General features: G+C 68.6%; 19 protein-coding genes. 9 read left to right on the top strand and 10 right to left on the bottom strand.

Annotation, left to right across the window (positions count from 1 at the left end):
* Window positions 1–14 precede the first annotated feature (14 nt).
* Both hemH and DTQ71_RS02640 read right to left on the bottom strand, forming a co-directional pair.
* Entirely contained in the window at window positions 15–1,064 is a 1,050-nt protein-coding gene (gene hemH, locus DTQ71_RS02635; RefSeq protein ID WP_109563123.1) for a ferrochelatase, read from the bottom strand.
* A gap of 5 nt (window positions 1,065–1,069) precedes the next feature.
* A complete protein-coding gene (locus tag DTQ71_RS02640; protein WP_245947165.1) occupies window positions 1,070–1,900 on the bottom strand; it encodes a methyltransferase domain-containing protein in 831 nt (276 codons plus the stop codon).
* Window positions 1,901–1,928: 28 nt separating this feature from the next.
* Between DTQ71_RS02640 and DTQ71_RS02645 the strand changes: the two genes are divergently transcribed.
* From DTQ71_RS02645 to DTQ71_RS02660, 4 genes are read left to right on the top strand one after another with little or no spacing between them, the layout of a single operon-like run.
* The gene (locus DTQ71_RS02645) at window positions 1,929–2,657 is read left to right on the top strand and encodes a ComF family protein (protein ID WP_109563124.1); all 729 of its coding nucleotides are present in this window, start codon (window positions 1,929–1,931) and stop codon (window positions 2,655–2,657) included.
* A gap of 39 nt (window positions 2,658–2,696) precedes the next feature.
* Window positions 2,697–2,954: a glutaredoxin 3 gene (gene grxC, locus DTQ71_RS02650; RefSeq protein WP_109562721.1), complete on the top strand. Its 258-nt coding sequence runs from the start codon at window positions 2,697–2,699 to the stop codon at window positions 2,952–2,954.
* Window positions 2,954–3,784: a carbon-nitrogen hydrolase family protein gene (locus tag DTQ71_RS02655; RefSeq protein WP_109562722.1), complete on the top strand. Its 831-nt coding sequence runs from the start codon at window positions 2,954–2,956 to the stop codon at window positions 3,782–3,784. The genes grxC and DTQ71_RS02655 overlap by 1 nt, the downstream gene beginning before the upstream one ends.
* Complete coding sequence (locus DTQ71_RS02660; RefSeq protein ID WP_109562723.1) at window positions 3,781–4,224, top strand: MarR family winged helix-turn-helix transcriptional regulator; 444 nt, start codon at window positions 3,781–3,783, stop codon at window positions 4,222–4,224. Before DTQ71_RS02655 ends, DTQ71_RS02660 begins: the two co-directional genes overlap by 4 nt.
* 54 nt (window positions 4,225–4,278) lie before the next feature.
* On the opposite strand, the gene DTQ71_RS02665 is transcribed toward DTQ71_RS02660, so the two are convergent.
* The 3 genes from DTQ71_RS02665 to DTQ71_RS02675 all read right to left on the bottom strand — a co-directional run bounded on the left by DTQ71_RS02665 (window position 4,279) and on the right by DTQ71_RS02675 (window position 8,231).
* Window positions 4,279–4,992, bottom strand: a complete 714-nt coding sequence (locus DTQ71_RS02665) for an NYN domain-containing protein (protein ID WP_109562724.1) — start codon at window positions 4,990–4,992, stop codon at window positions 4,279–4,281.
* A 61-nt stretch (window positions 4,993–5,053) separates the two neighbouring features.
* Window positions 5,054–7,033 carry a calcium-binding protein gene (locus DTQ71_RS02670; RefSeq protein WP_109562725.1) on the bottom strand — a complete coding sequence of 660 codons (1,980 nt, stop codon included), beginning with the start codon at window positions 7,031–7,033 and terminating at the stop codon, window positions 5,054–5,056.
* An 85-nt stretch (window positions 7,034–7,118) separates the two neighbouring features.
* Complete coding sequence (locus DTQ71_RS02675; RefSeq protein WP_109562726.1) at window positions 7,119–8,231, bottom strand: S-(hydroxymethyl)glutathione dehydrogenase/class III alcohol dehydrogenase; 1,113 nt, start codon at window positions 8,229–8,231, stop codon at window positions 7,119–7,121.
* Between the two features lie 73 nt (window positions 8,232–8,304).
* Here DTQ71_RS02675 and DTQ71_RS02680 point away from each other — a divergent pair, with 73 nt between their 5' ends.
* The 5 genes from DTQ71_RS02680 to DTQ71_RS02700 all read left to right on the top strand — a co-directional run bounded on the left by DTQ71_RS02680 (window position 8,305) and on the right by DTQ71_RS02700 (window position 16,151).
* On the top strand, window positions 8,305–8,547 hold the full coding sequence (locus DTQ71_RS02680) for an I78 family peptidase inhibitor (RefSeq protein ID WP_109562727.1): 243 nt from the start codon (window positions 8,305–8,307) through the stop codon (window positions 8,545–8,547).
* A gap of 53 nt (window positions 8,548–8,600) precedes the next feature.
* Entirely contained in the window at window positions 8,601–9,428 is an 828-nt protein-coding gene (locus tag DTQ71_RS02685; RefSeq protein WP_109562728.1) for a CPBP family intramembrane glutamic endopeptidase, read from the top strand.
* 120 nt (window positions 9,429–9,548) lie between these two features.
* Window positions 9,549–10,826 carry an aminotransferase family protein gene (locus DTQ71_RS02690; RefSeq protein ID WP_109562729.1) on the top strand — a complete coding sequence of 426 codons (1,278 nt, stop codon included), beginning with the start codon at window positions 9,549–9,551 and terminating at the stop codon, window positions 10,824–10,826.
* Window positions 10,827–10,948: 122 nt separating this feature from the next.
* Window positions 10,949–14,401 (top strand): endonuclease/exonuclease/phosphatase family protein, encoded by a 3,453-nt coding sequence (locus DTQ71_RS23335; protein ID WP_170125269.1) that lies wholly within the window; start codon window positions 10,949–10,951, stop codon window positions 14,399–14,401.
* A 298-nt stretch (window positions 14,402–14,699) separates the two neighbouring features.
* Window positions 14,700–16,151, top strand: coding sequence for an alpha/beta fold hydrolase (locus tag DTQ71_RS02700; RefSeq protein WP_109562730.1), 1,452 nt, complete (start codon window positions 14,700–14,702; stop codon window positions 16,149–16,151).
* A gap of 218 nt (window positions 16,152–16,369) precedes the next feature.
* Here DTQ71_RS02700 and DTQ71_RS02705 read toward each other — a convergent pair whose 3' ends face one another.
* The 5 genes from DTQ71_RS02705 to DTQ71_RS24540 all read right to left on the bottom strand — a co-directional run bounded on the left by DTQ71_RS02705 (window position 16,370) and on the right by DTQ71_RS24540 (window position 21,629).
* Complete coding sequence (locus DTQ71_RS02705) at window positions 16,370–17,476, bottom strand: mandelate racemase/muconate lactonizing enzyme family protein (protein WP_109562731.1); 1,107 nt, start codon at window positions 17,474–17,476, stop codon at window positions 16,370–16,372.
* Between the two features lie 81 nt (window positions 17,477–17,557).
* Entirely contained in the window at window positions 17,558–19,531 is a 1,974-nt protein-coding gene (locus tag DTQ71_RS02710) for a calcium-binding protein (RefSeq protein WP_109562732.1), read from the bottom strand.
* A gap of 264 nt (window positions 19,532–19,795) precedes the next feature.
* The gene (locus tag DTQ71_RS24535; RefSeq protein WP_281271213.1) at window positions 19,796–19,924 is read right to left on the bottom strand and encodes a hypothetical protein; all 129 of its coding nucleotides are present in this window, start codon (window positions 19,922–19,924) and stop codon (window positions 19,796–19,798) included.
* A 122-nt stretch (window positions 19,925–20,046) separates the two neighbouring features.
* The gene (gene leuC, locus DTQ71_RS02715; protein ID WP_109562733.1) at window positions 20,047–21,453 is read right to left on the bottom strand and encodes a 3-isopropylmalate dehydratase large subunit; all 1,407 of its coding nucleotides are present in this window, start codon (window positions 21,451–21,453) and stop codon (window positions 20,047–20,049) included.
* A 53-nt stretch (window positions 21,454–21,506) separates the two neighbouring features.
* Complete coding sequence (locus DTQ71_RS24540; RefSeq protein ID WP_281271214.1) at window positions 21,507–21,629, bottom strand: hypothetical protein; 123 nt, start codon at window positions 21,627–21,629, stop codon at window positions 21,507–21,509.
* Window positions 21,630–21,648 lie beyond the last annotated feature (19 nt).

The following is a 21,648-nucleotide window of genomic DNA, read 5'->3' on the forward strand; positions in this document are numbered from 1 at the left end:
CCGGCGGGCCCGGGTCAGTCGACCCAGCCCGCCAGATTTTCCCGGACGATCGCCGCCAGCGCATCCATATGCACCGGATCGTCATTGAGGCAGGGAATGTAGGTGAAATGCTCGCCGCCCGCCTCTTCGAAGCTTTCCTTGATCTCTTCGTTGATCTCTTCGAGCGTCTCGATGCAGTCCGCTGAGAAGGCGGGCGCGATCACGGCGATGTTCTTCTTGCCCTCTTCCTCGGCCAGGCGGGCGACCTCTTCGACCGTGTAGGGCTTGAGCCATTCCTCGGGCCCGAATTTGGACTGGAAGGTCGTGACAATCTTCTCCGGGGCCCAACCCAGCCGCTCGCGCAGCAGGCGCGTCGTCTTCTGGCACTGGCAATGATAGGGGTCGCCCTCCATCAGATAGCGCTTCGGCACCCCGTGATAGGAGCAGACGAGAATGTCCGGCTCCGTCTCGGCGGCCGCATAGGCGCGCTCGACCGACTGGGCCAGGGCGTCGATGTAGCGCGGGTCGTCGCTATAGGCGGGAACGGTGCGGACGGAGGGCTGCCATTTCATCTGCATCAGCGCGCGGAAGAACTGGTCGTTGGCGGTGGCCGTCGTCGCGCCCGCATATTGCGGATAGAGCGGGAAGAACACGATCTTGGTGCAGCCTGCGGCCTGCATCTGCTCCACCTTCGACTTGGTCGAGGGGTTGCCGTAGCGCATGCAGTAATCGACCACGACCCGGTCGCCGAACATCTCGCGCATCCGCTCGGCCATGGCGGCGGTCTGCGCCTTGGTGATGGTGGCCAGCGGGCTCTCGCCCTTGTCCTCGTTCCAGATCGACTTGTAGGCCGCGCCCGAGGAGAACGGCCGCTTGGTCAGGATGATCCCCTGCAAGAGCGGCTGCCAGAGCCAGGGCGAGTAGTCGATCACCCGGCGGTCCGACAGGAACTCGCCCAGATAGCGGCGCATCGACCAGTAGTCGTAATTGTCGGGCGTGCCCAGGTTCGCCAGCAGCAGGCCCACCTTGCCCATACGCACCTTGGGGTGGTCGGCCGGGGCGTGCGGCAGGCTTGTGTCGGTCATCATGTTCATTCGTCGGTCCCCCGTTCTTCGACCCCCAGCGCGTCGGCCAGCCGAGCTTGCGCCGATCCGGGGCGCAGGGGCTTCGGCTGATCGTCGGACGGGGCCCAGCCCGCCAGGAAGATCGTCTCAAAAGTCGCGGCCACCCCGTCCTCGTCCGGGAAGGCGTCGGAGTATATACGCGCCGCGCGCGGAAATAGACCACGCGGCGGCACAACCTTGTGCCGGGCGGCCAGCGCGTTGGTCTCGCCCATTGCGCGCAGGTCGGCCATCAGGCGGAACATGTCGCCATAGCGAACGCGGCGCGGCATCCGGTCGGCCACCGGCAGGGCCAGCCCGGCACGTTGCAGCAGTGCGCCCATGTCGCGGACTTCGGCCATCGGCGCCACGCGCGGCGACAGGCCGCCGGCGACCTCCATCTCCGCCTCGCCCAGCGCGGCCCGCAATTCCTGAAGCGTCTCGCCGCCCAGGGCCGCAGCCAGGAACAGCCCGTCAGGGCGCAGCGCGCGGCGGCATTGGATGATCTGCCCAACCGGATCGTCGGCCCAATGCAGCGCCATGGCATGGATGACCAGGTCATGGGCGCCGAGCTCCAGATCCAGGACCGGCGCGTCGGGGACCACCCGCGCCCCGGGCAGCAGATCGGCCCAGAGCGCCGGATGCCCGGTGACGATCGCCGGAGCCGTAAACCTTCTGTTAACGTCTTTCAGCCTCTCCTCGATCTCGTCGCGGGCTTCCTCATGGAGAAACCACGCGCCGCGATCGGCATGGGCCCGCGCATGAGCGCGGGTGCGGTGCAGGGCCAGGGCCATGCGGTCGGTAAGCAGGGGCTGAGACATGGGAGGCATCTAGGTGATGGGCGAGGCAATGCAAACGCCCCTGCGCCGCGCGGCCGCCGTGCTTCGCGACGCGCTCTATCCCCGCACCTGCCTGCTCTGCGAGACGCGGGTCGAGGCGGAGTTCGCGCTCTGCCCCGCCTGCTGGTCCGAGACGCCGTTCATCTCCGGCGCCTCCTGCGATCTCTGCGGCACCGGCTTGCCCGGGGCCGAGGACGGCCCGGCCCGCTGCGACGACTGTTTGACCCTCGCACGGCCTTGGGACGCGGGGCGGTCGGTGCTGGCCTATTCGGGGAAGGGGCGGGCGATGGTTCTGGCGCTCAAGCATGGCGACCGGACCGAATTGGCGCGCGCCGCCGCCCATTGGATGGCCCGCCGGGCCCGGGATCTGATCGGCCCGCAGACCGTCTTCGTTCCGGTCCCGATCCATCGCTGGCGCCTTCTGAAGCGGCGCTACAACCAGTCGGCTCTGATCGCGAGGCACCTCGCGCACGGAACGGGCGGCCGCTTCGCGCCCGAGGCGCTGCGCCGCATCCGCCAGACCGAAAGCCAGGACGGCAAGACCGGACCTGAGCGATTCGCCAACATGCAACACGCCATCGCCCCGGGCGGGGACGACTTAGCGGGGGCCGAGATCGCCCTGATCGACGACGTGATGACGTCGGGCGCGACGCTTGCTGCCTGTTCCGACGTCATTCGCGGTATGGGCGCCACTCGGATCACGGTCCTGACCCTCGCCCGCGTTGCGAAGGACGGATAGTTACATATATGTCGCGCGACTCTTCGTTAGGACCGCGCCATGAAACCCGTCACGATCTATACCCAGCCGCTTTGCGGTTTCTGCACCAGGGCGCTGCGCCTGCTCTCCGCCAAGGGCGCTCCCGTCACCGAGATCGACACCGCCCGGGTCAAGGGTTCGCGGGCCGAGATGACCCAGCGCGCGAACGGCCGGACATCGACCCCGCAGATCTTCATCGGCGATACCCATGTCGGCGGTTGCGACGATCTTTTCGCGCTGGAGCATACGGGCAAGCTGGACGCGATGCTGCAAGACTGATGCGCGCGGGTCTGCTCCAACTCACCTCCTCGGACAATCCGGAGGAGAATATCGAGCAGACCCGCGACCTGCTCGCCGACGCCGTGCGCCTCCGGGCCGATTTCGTGGCGACGCCCGAGGTCACGAATTGCGTCTCCATGGATCGGGCCCATCAGAAATCCGTCCTGCGCCCCGAGGCGCGCGATCCGACCTTGGCCGCGCTCCGCGCCGACGCCGCGGATTACGGGATCTGGCTGCTCATCGGCTCGCTGGCGCTGCGCACGGCCGATCCCGCCGGGCGCTTCGCCAACCGCTCCTTCCTGATCGACCCGCGGGGCCGGATTATCGCCCGCTATGACAAGATCCACATGTTCGACGTGGAGATCGACGGGACCGAGACCTATCGCGAGAGTGCTGGCTACCGCCCCGGCACCCGCGCCACCCTGGCTGAGACCCCATTTGGCAAGGTCGGCATGACGATCTGCTACGATCTCCGCTTTCCAGCCCTGCATCGCAAGCTCGCGCGGGCCGGGGCCGATATCCTCACGGTGCCCTCGGCGTTTTCGCCGGTGACGGGCGCGGCCCATTGGGAGGTGCTGCTGCGCGCCCGGGCCATCGAGACCGGATGCTGGGTCATCGCGCCGGCCCAGACCGGCCTGCACGAGGCCCGCGTCGGACAGCAGAGGCGGACCTATGGGCACTCGATGATCGTGGCCCCCTGGGGCGAGGTCGTGCTGGATGCGGGCACTGCCCGCGACGCGCATGTGGTCGAGATCGACACGGGCCTCGTCGCCGAAGCGCGCGCCCGCGTCCCCGCAATCGCCACGCAGCCCGATTGGCACGGGCCGTGAGCGGCGAGACCGAACGTCTGGCCACCGCCCTGTTCAGCGAGATGCTGACCGCGGATCAACTCATCCGCGCGCGCCTCTCCCGCGCTTTGCCCAAGGGGATGGAACTGAGCCATTTCATTGTCCTCAACTACCTGGCCGAGCACCGGGTGGAGCGGACCCCGGCCGAGCTCGCCCGCATCTTCCACCTCTCCCGCGGGGCGATGAGCAACACGCTCGCGCGGCTGGAATGGGCGGGCCATGTCCATATTCGTCCCGACTGGGACGATGCGCGGCGCAAACGGGTCGCCATTTCGGGAGCGGGCGTGCGGGCGCGCGACGCGGCGCTTGACGCGATCCGGCCGATTCTGGCGGATGCGGTGGCCGAGACCGGGACCGACCGCGTGCGCATGGCGATCCCGGTGCTGCGGGCGATGCGGCAGAAATTCTCGCAGGAAGGCTGAGCGGCCGCCGTATGGTGGCGAAGACGGCCGAGAGGCCGGATGAGCGCGCCGCCCTCAGTCCAGGCGCCGCACCATTAGTTGCGGGCCTTCCTTCTTGGTCTCCAGCCGTTTGATGTCGGCCACCAGGTCGCTCAGCTTGCGCTTGCCATAGGTGCGGGTGTCGAAATCGGTGGCCTCCGCCACGAGCTGGCTGCCGAGCGCGCCCATCTCAAACCATTCGCCGTCCTGGTCGATCCGCTCCATCGCGCGTAGGATCAGCGGCAGCGCGTCCTGCGGCTTTTTCTTGCCGGGTCGCGCGGCCGTGCCGGCGGATTTCGGCTCCGGCTCCTCGACAAGGTTCTCGATCTGGATGAAGCGGTTGCAGACCTTGCGCAGGGATTCCGGCGCCTTGCCCTCGCCGATGCCGATGACGTCCAGCCCTTCCTCGCGGATGCGCGCGGCGAGCCGGGTGAAGTCGCTGTCGGACGAGACCAGGACGAACCCGTCGAACCGGCCCGAATGCAGGATATCCATCGCGTCGATCACCAGGCCGATATCCGAGGCGTTCTTGCCCCTTGTATTCGCCGTTTCCTGATGTGCGACCAGCCCCAGCTCCAGCACCTTGTCGGCCCAGAGCCGCAGATGCCCGCCCGACCAGTCGCCATAGACCCGTCGCAGCGCCGGCTCCCCCAGGCCGGTGATCTCTTTCATGATCGCCTCGGCGTATTTGGCCGGGATGTTGTCGGCATCGACGAGGACGGCGAGGAGGGGGCGGTCGCGTTGGGGCATCGGGTTCTCCGGCTGCGGGCCTTCCTGCCTTCGCCGTCATGGCTCCGAGGGTCAAGCGGGTTCAGAACAGCAGCACGTCCTCGACCCGTAGACGGGCCTCTTCCAGCAGGATCGCGACCACCGCGCCGTCGATGGCGAATTCTCCCGTCTCCCGGTCCCATTCCACCTCGTCGGAGGCCAGCCGGACCCGTGCCTCCTCCGGATCGGCGGGACGCGGGTCGACCGAGCCGCCGCCGAGGTCGAAGAAGCGGTCGTCGATCGCCAGCCGGTCGCCGGGGGAGAAGTCGAGGATCGTGATCGGCGCGTCGCTGACGTTCAGATCCAGCACGAAGACGTCGTCGCCCGCTCCGCCATACATCGTATCCGACCCACCGCGTCCGAACAGGACGTTGTCGCCGCGATTGCCGTCGAGGCGCTGGGCGATGGCGTTGCCGGTGGCGCGCAGATCGTCCGTGCCGAGCAGCGTCACCCGCTCGATCTCCGCAGTGACGCGGAAATCGACCGACGCGTAGACGCGGTCCTCGCCCTCGCCCGGGGCCTCGATCGCCCGGTCGCCCGGATCATCCAGCAGATAGCGGTCGTCGCCGGCCGCGCCGCGCAACACATCCGCGCCCGGTCCGCCATCCAGCCCGTCCGCCCCGTCGCCGCCTTGAAGCGTGTCGAACCCCGCCGCGCCGCGCAGCAGGTCGTCGCCTCCGCCTCCTTCCAGCCGGTCGGAGCCCTCGCGCCCTTCCAGAACGTCGTTGCCCGCGCCGCCAAGGATCCTGTCGTTCCCCGGGGTGCCGACCAACAGCCCGTCCCCCTCGATCGTGTCTCCCTGCTCCGAGAGGAGGACGGTGCGGGCCAGACCGTTCTCGGCGGTGGCGAAGATATCGTCGCCGGGCCGGAACTCCGTCAGCCAGTTCACCGTCACAGCGCCGTCCGGTCTGGCGGCCAGAGACAGGTTCCGCGGCTCGCCCGCGCCGGCGAAAAGCTCGGCCGCCTCCGTCCGCGCCGTGCCGTCAGGGCCGAAGAACCGGCCGAGCACGGCCCCCTCGAACGGAGAGACCGGCTCCAATTCGTCCGGGGAGAGCCAGGCGGCGAAGAAGCCCCCATCCGGGGTGCCGATCACGCGCGGATATTCTTCGCCGAGATCGGGCGCCTCGGTGAGGTCGATCAGCGGTCCGTCCTCGGCGAGGGCGAGCGCAGGCCCCGAACGATCGACTTCGAAGGTCCGTGCGTAGAGGTCGGAGCCCTGGAGGCCGTCGGAGGTCCGGTCCTCGCCCAGGAACGCGAGCACGACGCGGTCCCCCGTCAGCGCGGCCAATTCCACGTCGAGCGCCGAGCCGCTCGACGCGGGCGAGATCAGCGTCTCGTCCACCAGGGTCGCGCCGTCCGGATCGAGCACCTGCACCACGAGCCCTTCGAGCTTCAGCGCCTCGCCCCGCTCCGGCCCGAAATCCGTGCCGAAGCTGCGATAGGACAGCACGATCTCGCCGCCGTCCAGGGTGACGAGATCGGGTGCGACCTGCCGGCCGCTCAACGTCTGGTTGACGATCCGCCCGTCCGAGAGCGGCTGGCCCAAGGCATCGAAGGCCCGCACCCAGAGGTCGGTGTCGACGGGCCCGTTTTCTTCCCAGACGGCGAGAAAGCCATCCGGCGTGGGCGCGAGCGCGACGTCCTCTTCCGCGAGAAACGGAGTCGACGGATTTACCGGCAGCACATCCGTGCGTGGCGTGCCGTCGCTCTCGAAGACCCGCAGGAACGCCTCGTCCTCGAAGACGCCCGGATCGGTAGCCTCCCCCGTCCAGGCCAGGGCAAAGCCGCCATCGGCAAGCTCCGCCAGGGTCGGGCGGCCGAAGAAGACGTCGATGAGGGGGCCCTCGCTCAGCGTGACCGCCTCAGTCAGCCGCGTGCCGTCGGCCTCGAACAAAGAGACCGCCTCGTCCTGGAGCAGGACGATCCGGCCATCCGCCAATCCCCAGATCTGGGACCCCCACACATCCGTGCGCGCATCCCCCTCCCAGAAGAAGGGGTCGGTCAGGTAGGTGATCTGTGCCATGGCAGACGATCCCTTCTGCTCTATCGGGCCTTTCTGTTCTTTCGGGCCTTTCCGTTCGATCGCGCCGCCGTCGGGTGGCGGCCTTTCAGTAGACGACCACGCTGCGGATCGACTTGCCCTCGTGCATGAGGTCGAAGCCCGTGTTGATCTCGTCCAGGGACATGGTGTGGGTGATCATCGGGTCGATCTCGATCTTCCCGTCCATGTACCAGTCGACGATCTTCGGCACGTCCGTGCGCCCCCGCGCCCCGCCGAAGGCCGTCCCGCGCCAGACGCGGCCCGTGACGAGCTGGAAGGGGCGCGTGGCGATCTCGGCGCCGGCGGGCGCGACGCCGATGATGACGCTCTCGCCCCAGCCTTTATGCGCCGACTCCAGCGCCGCGCGCATCACTTGGACATTGCCGGTCGCGTCGAAAGTATAGTCGGCGCCGCCCTTGGTCAGGTCCACGAGATACGGCACGAGGTCGCCCTCGACCTCGCTCGGATTGACGAAATCGGTCATGCCGAAGCGCTCGGCCATCGCCTTCTTGGACGGGTTCAGGTCCACACCGACGATCTGGTCCGCGCCCGCCAGGCGCAGCCCCTGGATCACGTTCAACCCGATGCCGCCCAGGCCGAACACGATCGCGCGGGAGCCGATCTCGACCTTGGCGGTGTTGATGACCGCGCCGATGCCGGTGGTGACGCCGCAGCCGATATAGCAGATCTTGTCGAAGGGCGCGTCCTCGCGGACCTTGGCCAGGGCGATTTCGGGCAGGACGGAATGCTGTGCGAAGGTCGAGCAGCCCATGTAATGCAGGATCGGATCGCCATCGAGCGTGCTGAACCGCGACGTTCCGTCCGGCATCAGGCCTTGACCTTGGGTCGAGCGGATCGCCTGGCAGAGATTGGTCTTGGGATTCAGGCAGTATTCGCATTCCCGGCATTCGGGCGTGTAGAGCGGGATGACGTGATCGCCCTTCTTCAGCGAGGTCACGCCGGGGCCGACATCGACCACCACGCCCGCGCCCTCATGGCCGAGGATGGCGGGAAACAGCCCCTCGGGGTCGGCCCCCGACAGGGTGAACTCGTCGGTATGGCAGATGCCGGTGGCCTTCATCTCGACCAGCACCTCGCCGGCCTTCGGGCCGTCCAGGTTCACGTCCATGATTTCGAGCGGTTTTCCGGCCTCGATGGCGACGGCGGCCCTGGTGCGCATGATGTCCCTCCCGTGATATCGTATGATAAGGCATGGGCGAGGCAGACCCGTTTTGCAACGATGGAGAAACGCGATGCGTTGGATGATCCCGCTGATTCTGGTCCTGGCGGCCTGCCAGCAAGGGGCGGACGATCCCTGCGGGGCGGCGGATTACGCCGGGCTGGTGGGCACGAATATCGCGGCGGTGACGCTGCCCGCCGATCTGGACGCCCGGATCGTGGGGCCCGACACGGCGGTGACCATGGATTTCATCCCGACCCGCCTCAACATTCGTACCGATGCGGAGGGCACCGTCATGGACCTGACCTGCGGCTGATCGGTTCGCCCAGGCCGCTCGCCTGCCCCCTTACCCCCCAAAGGAGACAGACCTTGAATACCGAGCGGCGCTTGCTTCCCTTCTTTCTTCTCACCTTCGCGCTCTCCTGGGTGGTCTTCATTCCTCCGTTCCTCGACTGGATCGGGGTGCCGACACCGATCGGCGGGCCCGGCTACAATGGCTTCGCGAATTTCATTTCCACCTTCGGCCCTCTTTTCGCGGCGGTGATCCTGCTCTGGCGTGACGGGGGATGGCGGTCCGCGCTGGGATTGCTCAAGAGCGGGTTCGACTTTCGGATCAGACCGCTCCTGCTCGGAGCCGCGATCCTCCTGCCCGTTGCGACCGCCTGGGTCGCTTCGTCCTTGGTCTCCGCGACCGGCATCGACACGCTTCCGGGCAGCATGGTGCCCCAGGACCTCGGATACCCCGCCGCCATCTGGTTGGTGCCGGCCTTCCTGTCGATGATGGTCTTCGGCGGCGGCCAGGAGGAGTTCGGATGGCGCGGCTACGCCCAGCGGCCGATGCAGACCGCGCTGGGCTTTGCAGGGTCGGCCCTCGCTCTGGGGGCGATCTGGGGTCTCTGGCATCTGCCGCTTTGGATCGTGCCGGGCGATCCGCATGTCTATATCCCGTTTCCGGTCTTCGTCGTCTTCACGATGGCCTTTTCCGTCCAGATGCTCTGGCTGTTCCAACTCTCGGGCTACAAGCTCGCGGTCCCCTGGATCATGCACGGGGTGCAGAACACGGTGCTGATCGTGTTTCCGGTCTATCGGCTGGACGCCGCCGGACCTCAGACCGGCCTGTTCGTCTATGTCGGCCTGAACATCCTCGTCGCCGGCCTGATCCTCCTGGCGAGCGCGCGAGACAGACGAGGGGCCTGAGGGTGTCGCGGCCGTGGGGCGGGGGCTGACCCAAGACGGTGCGCTTCGACTCCACGCATTGCGGCGCCGCTGCGCCCGGTGCAGGATGCGGCGATCTTCAGACTCGGAGGCCACGCGGCCATGAACGCCCATCTGCACCCCTTCACCGATCCTCGCGCCACCGAGGTCGCCCCCCCGCGGGAGATCGTCTCGGGCGAGGGGGTTCGCGTCACCGATGCGGAGGGCAACGTCTTCATCGACGGGATGGCGGGGCTCTGGTGCGCCTCCTTGGGCTTCGCGCCCGAGCGGCTGCGCCGCGCCGCTTCGGACCAGATGGCGAAGCTGGCCTACTACCACTCCTTCAAGGGCCGCACGACCGACGTGACCGAGCGTCTGTCCAAGGCGCTTGCGGCCCGCCTGCCCGGCGATCTGGGGCATCTCGTCTACGGGACCTCCGGCTCGGAGGCGGTCGAGGTCGCGATCAAGATGGCGCGCTACGCCCAGGCCGGTCGGGGGCAGGAGGGACGGACGCGCATCATCGCCCGCACGGGGGCCTATCACGGCTCGGTCACGATGAGCGCCGCGCTGACGGGGCTGCAATACGTGCATGACGGCTTCCACCTGCCCGCGAGCGACGTGATCCGCGTGGGCCGCCCCCATTGGGTCGACGAGGCCGGACCCGGCGAGTCCGAGCGCGCCTTCGCCGACCGTCTGGTGGCCGAACTCGAAGAGATGATCGAGGCCGAGGGCGCCGACACCATCGCCGCCATGATCGGCGAGCCGGTGATGGGCGCGGGCGGCGTGCTGTTGCCGCCCGAAGGCTATTGGGAAGGCGTGCAGGAGGTTCTGCGCCGCCACGGCATCCTCTTGATCGCCGACGAGGTCATCACCGGCTTCGGCCGCACCGGGCGCTGGTTCGGCTGCGAGACCTACGGCATCGCGCCCGACCTGATGACCATGGCCAAGCAACTGACCGGCGCGGTCTTCCCGCTCTCGGCGGTGGCGATGACGGGCGCGGTGCGCGACTCCGTGGCCGACCGGGCCCACGAGTTCGGGATGCTGGGCCATGGCGTGACCTATGGCGGACATCCGGTCGGCGCCGCGGTCGCGCTGGAGACGCTGGCCATCTACGAAGAGATGAAGCTGGAAGAACGCACGGCCGAGCTGGGCGCGCGACTCGCCGCCGGGCTCGCGCCGCTGCGCCAGCACCCCGACGTGCGCGAGGTGCGGCAGGTGGGCTTCGTTGCGGGCGTGCAGTTCGATTCCGCCGAGACCGGGCTGCGGGTCGGCGAGGCGGCCGAGGCGCGGGGCGTGTTCCTGCGCATCGTCGGGCCGACGCTGGCGATCTGCCCGCCCTATGTCGCCACGCCCGAGGATATCGACGAAATCTGCCGCGTGCTGATCGAATCGGCGGGATGACGCCGCTGACCTGACGTCTCACGGCGACACGCGGCTGTCGCACTTGCGCCCTATGCCCTGACCCGTCCACGCTGGCCCGACCGGACCGGCGGAAGACCGGGACGATATTCAGGGAGAATTCCATGTCCAATCTTGTGATTGCCGGCGTGATCGACGGCCCGCTCACGGGTGGCACGCCGAAAGCGATTCAGCTGTTTGCCAAGGCGGATATCGCCGATCTGTCGATCTACGCGCTCGGCTCTCCCAATAACGGGGCGGCGGGCGGCACGGTCGAGCTCACCTTCCCAGCCGGTCCGGTCGCGGCGGGCACGACGCTCTACGTCGCTTCCGAGGCACCGCAGTTCGAAGCCTATTTCGGCTTCGCGCCCGACGCGACCGGCGGGGTCGCGTCCATCAACGGGGACGACGCCATCGAGCTGTTCGAGAATGGCGCGGTTGTCGACGTGTTCGGCGCGGTGGGCACGGACGGCACCGGGGAGCCCTGGGAATACACCGACGGCTGGGCCTATCGCGACCCGGGGGCCGCGCCTTCCGTCACCTTCGATCCCGCGGATTGGACCTTCAGCGGCGTCGACGCGCTGGACGGCGCGACGACCAATGCCGGCTCCGCCGCGCCCTTTCCGATGCCCGGCGGCGAGGAAGGGCCGGCCGTCGCGATCAACGAATACCGCATCTCCTCCTTGGGGGGCGCCGCGGCGGACTTCGTCGAGCTCCTGACCGCGCCGGGCGCCTCGCTCGACGGCTTGACGCTGCTCGCCATCTCGGGCGAGTTCGCTCCCGGTCAGATCGACCGCGCCATCGACCTGTCGGGCGCCGTTGCGGACGATGCGGGCTTCGTGCTGATCACCGACGACACCAATGCGGCGCTGGAGGCGGGCGACGTCGCCGTGCCGGGCTTCGGCCTCTTCGGCTCGCCTCAGACCTTCCTCGTCGTCGAGGGCTTTACCGGCGCGCAGGGGGACGACCTCGACACCAATAACGACGGCACGCTCGACACGGTCCCCTGGGACGCGGTTGTGGCCGAGGTGTCCGGCGTCGACGGGGATAGCACCCCCGACTTCAGCTATTCCGACACGATCGTCGCGGCCGATGGCCCCTTCTCGGCCGCGGGCGCGGCGCGGATCCCCGACGGCACCGGTGAGTTCACCGCGCTGGCTTTCGGCGACCCGTCGGCCGACACGCCCGGCTCGACCAATACGCCCGAAGAGCCCACCCTCCGCGTCACCATCATGGAGATCCAGGGCGCGGGCCATGTCTCGGGCCTGGTTTCGGCCACGCCGCTTGATCCGACGACGGGCGACGGCGCCGGTCCCCGGGTGCTGACGTCGGGCATCGTGACCGCGGTCGACAGCAACGGCTTCTATCTGCAAGACGCCGAGGGAGACGGCGACATCGCCACCTCCGACGCGATCTTCGTCTTCACAGGCGGCGCGCCGGGTGTCGCCATAGGCGACGCGCTTGATGTCGAAGGCACCGTGTCGGAGTTCTATCCGGGCGGCGCGGGCACCGGGAACCTCTCGACCACGCAGCTTGGCGGCAATCCCGAGATCACCGTTCTCTCCAGCGGCAACGTCCTGCCCGCCGCCGTGATCCTGGGCGCGGAGGGCCGCCCGGTCCCGGTCGACGACATCGACGGCGACGCCTTCACCTCCTTCGACCCGGAGACCGACGGCATCGACTACTGGGAGAGTCTGGAAGGGATGCTGGTCACCGTGCCGGATCCGGTCGCCGTCTCGGGCACCAACCGCTTCGGCGAGGTCTTCACCGTCGCCGATGGCGGCGCGGGGGCGACCGGCCTGTCGGAGCGGGGCACGCTCAACATCTCGCCCGACGATTTCAATCCCGAGAAGATCCAGATCGACTGGGATTTCGGCATCGACCCGGTGGACGTGAACGTGGGCGCCAGCTTTGCCGACATCACTGGCGTGGTCACCTACAATTTCGGGAATTTCGAGGTGGCCCCGCTGGAGCAGGTCACCGTGGTCGCGGACTCGACCCTGACCCCCGAGGTGACCCAGCTTGCCGCCGGCGAGAACCAGCTGACGGTCGCGTCCTACAACGTGCTGAACCTCGATCCGGTTGTAGAGGTGCAGGGGAACACCGCTGGCGGCCAGTCCCGCAACGTTGACGACGATATCGGCGACGGCCGCTTCGCCGCCATCGCCGAGCAGATCGTCGGGAATCTCGCCACGCCAGACATCCTCGGTCTGCAAGAGATCCAGGACAATACCGGCGGAGAGATCGATGACGGTGTGGTTTCGGCCTCGCTCACCTTCGAGACGCTGATCGCCGCCATCGACCTGGCCGATGACGGAGAGGCCAACGGCAGCTCCACCTACGCCTATATCGACAACACCTTCATCGCCGATCAGGCCTCGGGCGGACAGCCGGGCGGGAACATCCGCACCGGCTTCCTCTACAACACGGAGCGCGTGTCGCTGGTCGAGGGGTCGGTGCAGACCATCTCCGGCCAGGGCGCGGGCGAGGCCTTCGAGGGCGCGCGCCTGCCGCTGGTGGCGAGCTTCGCCTTCAACGGCGAGGAGGTCACGGTGGTGAACAACCACTTCTCCTCCAAGGGGGGCAGCGCCCCGATCCTGGGGGTGGAGCAGGACTTCGCCGCCCGTCAGGAGGATGTCACCGTCAACGGCTCTCTCGATGAGCGGCAGCTTCAGTCCGAGGCGGTCGCGGGCTTCGTCGCGGACGCGCTGGAGGCCGATGCGGAGGCCAATCTCGTGGTTCTGGGCGACTTCAACGAGTTCGAATTCGTCTCGCCGCTCATCGGGTTGGAGGCGGCGGGCCTCACCAACCTGACCAACATCTTGCCGGAAAACGAGCGTTACACGTTCGAGTTCCAGGGCAATTCCCAGAGCCTGGATCACATCCTCGTCTCCGACGCGCTGCTGGGCGGCGCGCAGTTCGAAGCCGTCCATGTCAACGCGGAATTCGCCGAGACCCCGGGCCGCGCAAGCGATCACGATCCGCTGCTCGCTCAGCTGACCGTAGGCGAGACCGGCCCCGCGACGGTCGAGCTTGCCATCGCGCTGGAGAGCCGCGGGCGCTTCCGCAGCGAGGTGATCGAGACGATCGACGGTGAAGTGGTCGATACCGACAAGCTGCCGCTGGCGCGCAAGGTGCAGAACTTCAACGATGTCGATATCGCGATGAAGGCGTTCGGCCCCGGCGCGCCGGGCCTGTCGCGGGTCGTGTTCCTCGATGGCGAGATGGGGGTCTACAACAAGCGCGAGGACGATCTCGTGCCGGGCGAGGCCGATGTCGTCGATGGGGGCGAGGCGCTGGGCTTCCGTGCCAAGGGCGACACCTTCGGCGATGCGGTCGAGGTCGAGTTCGACTTCGCCTTTGTCGGCGGGGCCGGTGAGGTGGAGGTCGAATTCTTCGACGGCCGCACCCTGCTCGATACGCGGAGCTATGAGATCGAGAACGGGCTGGTGAACGCCGGTCTGGACGGGGACACGTTCGATGCGGTGCGGATCTCGGCGGGCGAAGACACCGCCTTCAGCCTCGACGGGATCAGCTTTGAGCGGCTGCTGCTCGTGGACGACACGCCCTTCGTCTGACGCGTCGAGAGCATGCGACAACGGGCCCGCCCTCTTCTCCGTTCGGGGAGAGGGCGGGCTTTTCGCTGTTCCGTTTCCTTGCGATGCGCTCCGAGCGCGCGCGCCGTTTCCGTCAGGGCGGCCGCCAAGTGCTCAAGCGAGAGACGCCGAGGCCGCCCAGCATCTCGCCGGTCGGACCGCCGGGCGCGGGGGGCTCAGGGCGCTTGGGCGAAGACAGGCGGCTCCGCGCCTGTCACTGTATGATCCGCTCCGGGTCCGACGCGGTGACGGCGGCCGGCCCCAGCCTATCTGACATCCCATGCGCTTTCTCACCATCCTCGCTCTGATCGTCTCCCTCGCCTCGCTTGCCCTGTTGGAACGGGAGCGGGCGGGGCTTTCGGTCGAACGGGTCGCGGTGGGCGACATGCCGGTGACGCTCTGGCGGCCCGAGCGGGCGGCACCGGCGGGCCTCGTGGTCGTGGCCCATGGCTATGCGGGCTCGCGCCAGATGATGCGGGCTTTCGCTGTGACGCTCGCGCGGTCCGGCCTGGCGGTGGCGGCGCTGGACCTGCCGGGCCACGGGCGCCATCCCCGGCCGATGACCGGCGACGTGACCCGGCTGGACGGGGCGACCGCGATGCTGACCCGCGAGGTCGTGGCGGCTACCCGGGCGCTGCGGGAGGCCGATGGGTTCGGCCCCGGCCTCGCACTGCTGGGCCACTCGATGGCGACCGATATCGTGGTGCGGGCGGCCGAGGCGCTGCCGGTGGACGCGGTCGTCGCCGTCTCGATGTATTCCGAGGCAGTGACCGCCGAGACCCCCGCCCGCCTGCTGATCCTGTCGGGCGCGCGCGAGGGGCGGCTGCGCGCGGTGGCGCTGGATGCTGTGCGGATGGTCGGCCCGGACGCGGAGGAGCGCGAGACGGCGACGGCTCCCGGCGTGATCCGCCGCGCCGTGGCGGCGCCGATGGTCGGCCATGTCGGCGTGCTTTATGCGCCGGTCGCGCTAATCGAGGCGCGGGACTGGATCCTCGGGGCGATGGATGGCGGCAGACCGGGCGCGCCGCCATTGACCGCGCTCTGGCTGCTGGGGCTGCTGGGCGGCCTCCTGGCGCTTGCGCGGCCGCTGGCGGAACTGGCAGGGCCCCGGAACCCCGCGCCCGACCCGCTGCCTCGCCGCACCGCCTGGACGGCGCTGCTGATCCCGATCTTCCCCGCGACGCTGGCCGCCGCGCTGGTCCCCGATCTGGGCGGACGGCTGGCCATCGCGCCCTTGGCCGCGTTCTTCGCCGTCTGGGGCGGGGTGCAGGGCGCGTGGCTCTGGCGCGCCGGCGCCCGCCTCCCGTCCCTCCGTCCGCTGGCGATGGCGGTGCTGGCGGGCTGGGCCTTCGGCCTCTTCGCCCTGGCGCTGGATCGCTATGGCGCGGCGTTCTCGCCGCTGACGGAGCTGCGGTTCACCCCGTTTCTGGCGCTTCTGCCGGGCGCTCTGATTTTCACCTACGCGGACGCGCTGCTCACGCAGGGAGCGGGCTGGGGCCTCCGTATCGCGGCCCGCCTCCTGCCGCTGGCCGCGCTGCTGGCCGCGATGCTGCTCACCCCGCTGCTCGGCATCGCGTTCACGGTCCTGCCGGTCCTACTGCTGTTCTGGCTGGTCTTCGGCGCCGCCGCCCGCTGGATGGCCGCCCGCGCCGGAACCGGCAGCACGGCGCCGGTCCTGGGCGTCATGCTGGCTTGGGCCATCGCGGCCAGCACGCCGATGATCGCGGGATAGGCGCGTTCGAGATCCTATCGGGCCCGGCCGCGCGCCGGTTCGAGCCATGCGTTCGGAGCGGCGTTCGACACGGATAGGGAGGCGCGGGGCGGATGACGGCTGGGGGCTCTGCCCCCGCGCGCAAGCGCGCTCCCCCGAGGTATTTCCGGCAAGATGAGGGGAGAGGCCGTCGCGCCGGAGGGATCGGTCCTCGCGGGCGGGTTTCTTCTCCGGTCGTCCTATGGCGTCTCGCTGTGCCGCAGCAGGTCGGCCTCGGCCAGCTTGACCCAGTCGAAGACCACGCCGGTCCCCGGCTCGTCCGGCGCTGTGGCGCGCCCGTCGGCCATCTCCAGCGGCCGGGTCGTGTAGGCGTCGATGGGAAAGGAATGGACCTCGATCCAGCCATCGCCGGCACAGCCCGCGATCAGGCTGACATGGAGTTCCTGCATCCCGTGGCTGCACAGCGTGACCCCGTGACGCCGCGCCCGTTCCGCCACCTTGAGGAACCCCGTGACGCCCCCGCAATTGGAGGCGTCCGGCTGGACGAAGGACAGGTGCGCGCGGGCGAAGGCGTGATCGAACTCCTCGACGATATGGAGGTTCTCGCCCATGGCGACCGGGATGCCTCCCTCGGCGGCCACCCCTGCATAGCCGTCATAGTCGTCGGGGATGATCGGTTCCTCGAACCAGAGGATGTCGTGGGGGGCGAAAGCCTGGGCGGCGACGATGGCCTGTTCGACCTCCATCGAATAGTTGGCGTCGACCATGAAGGGCAGGTCCGGCCCAATCAGATCGCGCACGGCGGCGACGCGCGCGACATCCTCGGCCAGGGGCAGGCCGACCTTGATCTTCACCCCGCCCGCGCCCCGGGCGAGATAGCCGCGCACGCTGTCGAGGAGTTTCGGCAGGTCGAAGCCCAGGTCGATCCCGCCGCAATAGGCCCGGCATGACCTGTCCGCCCCGCCCGCCATCGCGCGCAGCGACTGCCCCTCGCGCCGTCCGCGTGCGTCCCATAGCGCGATGTCCACCGCCGAGATCGCAAAGGAGGCGATGCCGCCGCGCCCGACATAATGGACGTGCCAGAGCATCTCCTCGAAGAGCGCCTCCACCGCGCCGCCGTCCCGGCCCAGGAGGAAGGGCGCGAGATCGTGCTCGATCATCGCCAGGATCGCATGGCCGCCCTTGCCGCCAGTATAAGAGTAGCCCGTTCCCTCGGACCCGTCATCCAGGCCGATGGTGCAGGTGATCAGTTCGAATTGGTGGTGGTCGCCGTGTTTGGCATCCACCAGCACCTCGGCCAGGGGCACATGAAAGAGCCGTGGGGCGACCGAGACGATGCGGGGCATAGGCGTCCTTTCGGGACGGACGGGCTTGAGGCGCGCGCCCCGCCTCTGATCGTTTCGGGGCGGGGCGCGGCTTTGCAAGGGTCAGAACAGCAGGATGTCGTCCAGCCCGATCCGGGCGCCGCCCTCCAGCGTCGCGACCACCTCCCGGCTGCCATCGCCGTCGATGTCGAGCGCCAACTCGCCGCTGCGGAAGTTGTAGGAGACCGAGCCGGAATCGCGCAGCGTGCGGAAGTCGTCCACCGTCAACGCGCGGATATCGATCCCGCTCGCGCCCAGCCCGACCATCTGGTCGTCGATGGCCAGCCGATCGGCGCCCACGCCCCAATCCGTCACCAGGATGTCGGGGTCCGTTCCGCGCTGGTTCGTCAGCACGAAGGTGTCCGCGCCGGTGCCGCCGGTCATCGTATCCGCGCCACCGAAGCCCACGAGGATGTTGTCTCCCGAATTGCCCTCCAGGATTTCGCCCGCTTCCGAGCCGTCGAGGCGGCTGTTTGCGGACCCGATGGCCACCACCTTCTCGATCGTCGAGATCGAGACGAAATTGCCCAGGGCGCGGACTTCGTCGTAGCCCTCGTTGAAGGTCTCGATGACCAGATCGTCGTCATCGATGATATAGATGTCGTCGCCGGGGCCGCCCCGCAGCGTATCGGCCCCGGCCTCGCCTTGGAGCAAATCGTTGCCGTCCAGGCCCAACAGAAGGTCGTCGCCATCGCCGCCGCGGATCGTGTCGTTGCCGGCCTCGCCATTGACAATATCCGAGCCGATGCCGCCGGAGATGAGGTCATTGCCCTCGCCACCGAACAGCAGGTCGTTGCCTCCATCGCCGAGGACGGTATCGGCGCCGTCGTCGCCGCTCATCTCGTCGTCGCCATCTCCGCCGCGGATCGTATCGTTGCCCGCATCGCCGAAGATGGTATCGGCGCCGCCGTCGCCGAAGGCCGCGTCGTTGCCGTCTCCGCCGACGAGGGCGTCGTTCCCGGACTCGCCGCGCAGCGTGTCGTTGTCCTCCTGTCCGAAGAGCGTGTCGTTCCCGCTCCCGCCGAGGATCGAGTCCCGCCCGAAGCCGCCTTGCGCTTCGTCATCGCCCCCATCGCCGAAGAGCGTGTCGTTGCCGGTCTGTCCGAAGAGAATATCGGCATCGATGCCCCCGCGCAGCAGGTCGTCGCCTTCGGCGGCTTCGAGCCAGTCGGCTCCGGCTTCGCCGATCAGCGTATCGCGCCCATCGCCTCCGAGGAGGCTGTCATTGCCGTCGCCGCCCCGCGCGTCGTCATTGCCGGTGCCGCCCAGAATGCTGTCCTCGCCGGGCCCGCCGCGCAGCGCGTCATTGCCCGCGTTCCCGCTTAGCGTGTCATCGCCTGCCGATCCGAAGAGCGAGTCGTTGCCGCCCAGGCCGGAGACGGAATCGTCGCCGCCCAGTGCGTCGATGCGGTCTGCGCCTGCCGTGCCCTCCAACGTGTCGGGGCCTTCCGTAGGCCCCGGGGGCGGCGGCGGAGGCGGGGGCGGCGGAGGCGGGGGCGGTGGGGAGGGGGTCGTGTTCCCCGAAATCTCAATGTCCGGGATGCCCTCCAGCGAGATAGACTGCCCCTCGGAGAAGTCGGTGCCCGACGGCACCGGGCTCAGCCCGTCCTGATTTTGGAATAGGAACAGGCTGGCCGCGTCCGCGCTGGTGAAGGTCGGCAGAGGCGCGCCGCCGATCACGGCGATGCTCTCGAATGTCGGGGTGCCGCTGAAATCGAAGAACGGGTATTCCTCGATGGAGAGGATATAGCTCGTCCCGCCGCTCCATTGCAGCTGTCCGAAATAGGTGATGACCTCGTAGCCGCTATCGACGATCTGATCGACGGTTCGGCCATCGATCACCAGTTCCTGCTCCGCCGGAAGGACCTCGATCGTCGGGAACGGGCTTTCCGGGTCAAAGCCGATGACGTTGTATGTGGCGGAGGTGACGGGCGGATCGTAGGTGAGCTCGATCGTGGTCTGCTCGATTCCGGTATAGAAATCGTTGCCAACGGTTGAACTGACCCGCTGAACGGGAATGGTATACGTCACCGACATTGCTGCCCCCTCCTGCTGCACTGCATGCGAATAAGGTTGCAGGTGGCGGCGAGTCGATCAACTCTGCCGAGCGCTTTTGCCCGTCGATGCGCTCCGGCTCGGCCCGTCTTATCGGGCTCTGCGATTGAGGCGGAGATCCGGCGGCGCGCCGGGTGGCCCCGAGACCTGACGCGACAGCAATGGCTTATGCCAGAGGATCGGGCTGAGATCCGCGGGGTGGCCCTGTGCCGGAGGCGCGTCGGGCAATGCGCCTCCGGCCGTTGCTCAAAAGAGCAGCAGATCCTCCTGGCCGAGCCGCGCCCCGCCATCGCGGTCGATGCGCAACTCGCCGGCGCCGCCGCTATAGCTCACGCTGCCCTCAGCCGCGGAGCGAATGCCCGTGATCCGGTGCACGGTGTCGGGCTCTGGACGGGGATACGGAGCGCTGGCTCAGCCAGGGCAATCAGCGTGGCCGAGGCCAAACGGACCCCTTGAAAAGGGGGGCACCCAGCGATGCCCCCCGTGAGGTCTGCGCGTTACATCAACTCGCGCACATCGGTCAGGCGGCCGGTGACGGCGGCGGCGGCGGCCATCGCGGGGCTCATCAGATGGGTGCGCCCGCCGCGGCCCTGCCGACCCTCGAAATTGCGGTTGGAGGTCGCCGCACAGCGCTCCCCGGGCTTGAGCTGATCGGGGTTCATGGCGAGGCACATGGAGCAGCCCGCGAGGCGCCACTCGAACCCCGCGTCGCGGAACACGTCGGCCAGCCCCTCTTCCTCGGCCTGCGCCCGCACCAGCCCCGAGCCCGGCACGACCATCGCGCGCAGCCCGTCCTTGATCTTCTTGCCGCGCAGCACGTCGGCGGCGGCGCGCAGGTCCTCGATCCGGCCGTTCGTGCAGGAGCCGATGAAGACCGTATCGATCTCGACCTCATTGAGCGGCGTGCCGGGCGTGAGCCCCATATAGGCGAGCGCGCGCTTGGCCGCGTCGACCTTGCCGCCCTTGAAATCCGTCGGGTCGGGCACGGAGGCGGTGATCGGCAGCACGTCCTCGGGCGAGGTGCCCCAAGTGACGACGGGCGCGATGTCCTCGGCCGCGATGGTGACGACCTTGTCCCAATGGGCGTCGTCGTCGGATTTCAGCGTCCGCCACCAATCCATCGCCGCTTCCCACTGCGCGCCCTTGGGCGCATGGGGGCGGCCCTTGCAGTATTCGAAGGTCTTCTCGTCCGGCGCGATCAGGCCGGCGCGCGCGCCGCCCTCGATGGCCATGTTGCAGACCGTCATGCGGCCTTCCATCGAGAGGTCGCGGATCGCCTCGCCCATATACTCGATGACATAGCCGGTGCCGCCCGCCGTGCCGGTCTTGCCGATCACCGACAGCGTGATGTCCTTGGCCGTGACGCCCGGGCGCAGCTTGCCCGTGATCTCGACCTTCATGTTCTTGGACTTCTTCTGGATCAGCGTCTGCGTGGCCAGCACATGCTCCACCTCGGAGGTTCCGATCCCGTGGGCCAGAGCCCCAAAGGCGCCATGGGTCGCGGTGTGGCTGTCGCCGCAGACGACGGTCATGCCGGGCAGGGTCCAGCCCTGCTCGGGGCCGACAATGTGGACGATGCCCTGCCGGATATCGGTGACGGGATAGTAATGGACGCCGAAATCCTTGGCGTTCTTGTCGAGCGCCGCGACCTGGACGCGGCTGTCCTCGGTCATCATCTCGGGGTTCTCGCGCCCCACCGTCGTCGGCACGTTGTGGTCGGGCACGGCGATGGTCTGGTCGGGGCGGCGCACAGTGCGGCCCGCCATGCGCAGGCCCTCGAAGGCCTGGGGGCTGGTCACCTCATGGACGAGGTGGCGGTCGATATAGAGCAGGCAGGTGCCGTCTTCGGCCTCATGGGCCAGATGGGCGTCCCAGATCTTGTCGTAAAGCGTCTTTCCGGTCATCGGAGCGGTCCTCGGAAGGGGAATGTCGGGTGGAGAGGGGGAGGGCGCGACGGTCAGCCCCGCGCCGTGACGCCATGGGCACGCCCGTAGAACCGCCAGGGCAGGAACGCATGGTCGCCGAGGTCGTGCATCCGTCTCATCGCCCCCGAGATACGCCCCGTGGGGTCGGCCCGCAAGGCACCGACTGCGCGGCAT

The sequence above is a fragment of the Jannaschia seohaensis genome, assembly GCF_900116765.1.
Lineage (GTDB): Bacteria > Pseudomonadota > Alphaproteobacteria > Rhodobacterales > Rhodobacteraceae > Jannaschia > Jannaschia seohaensis.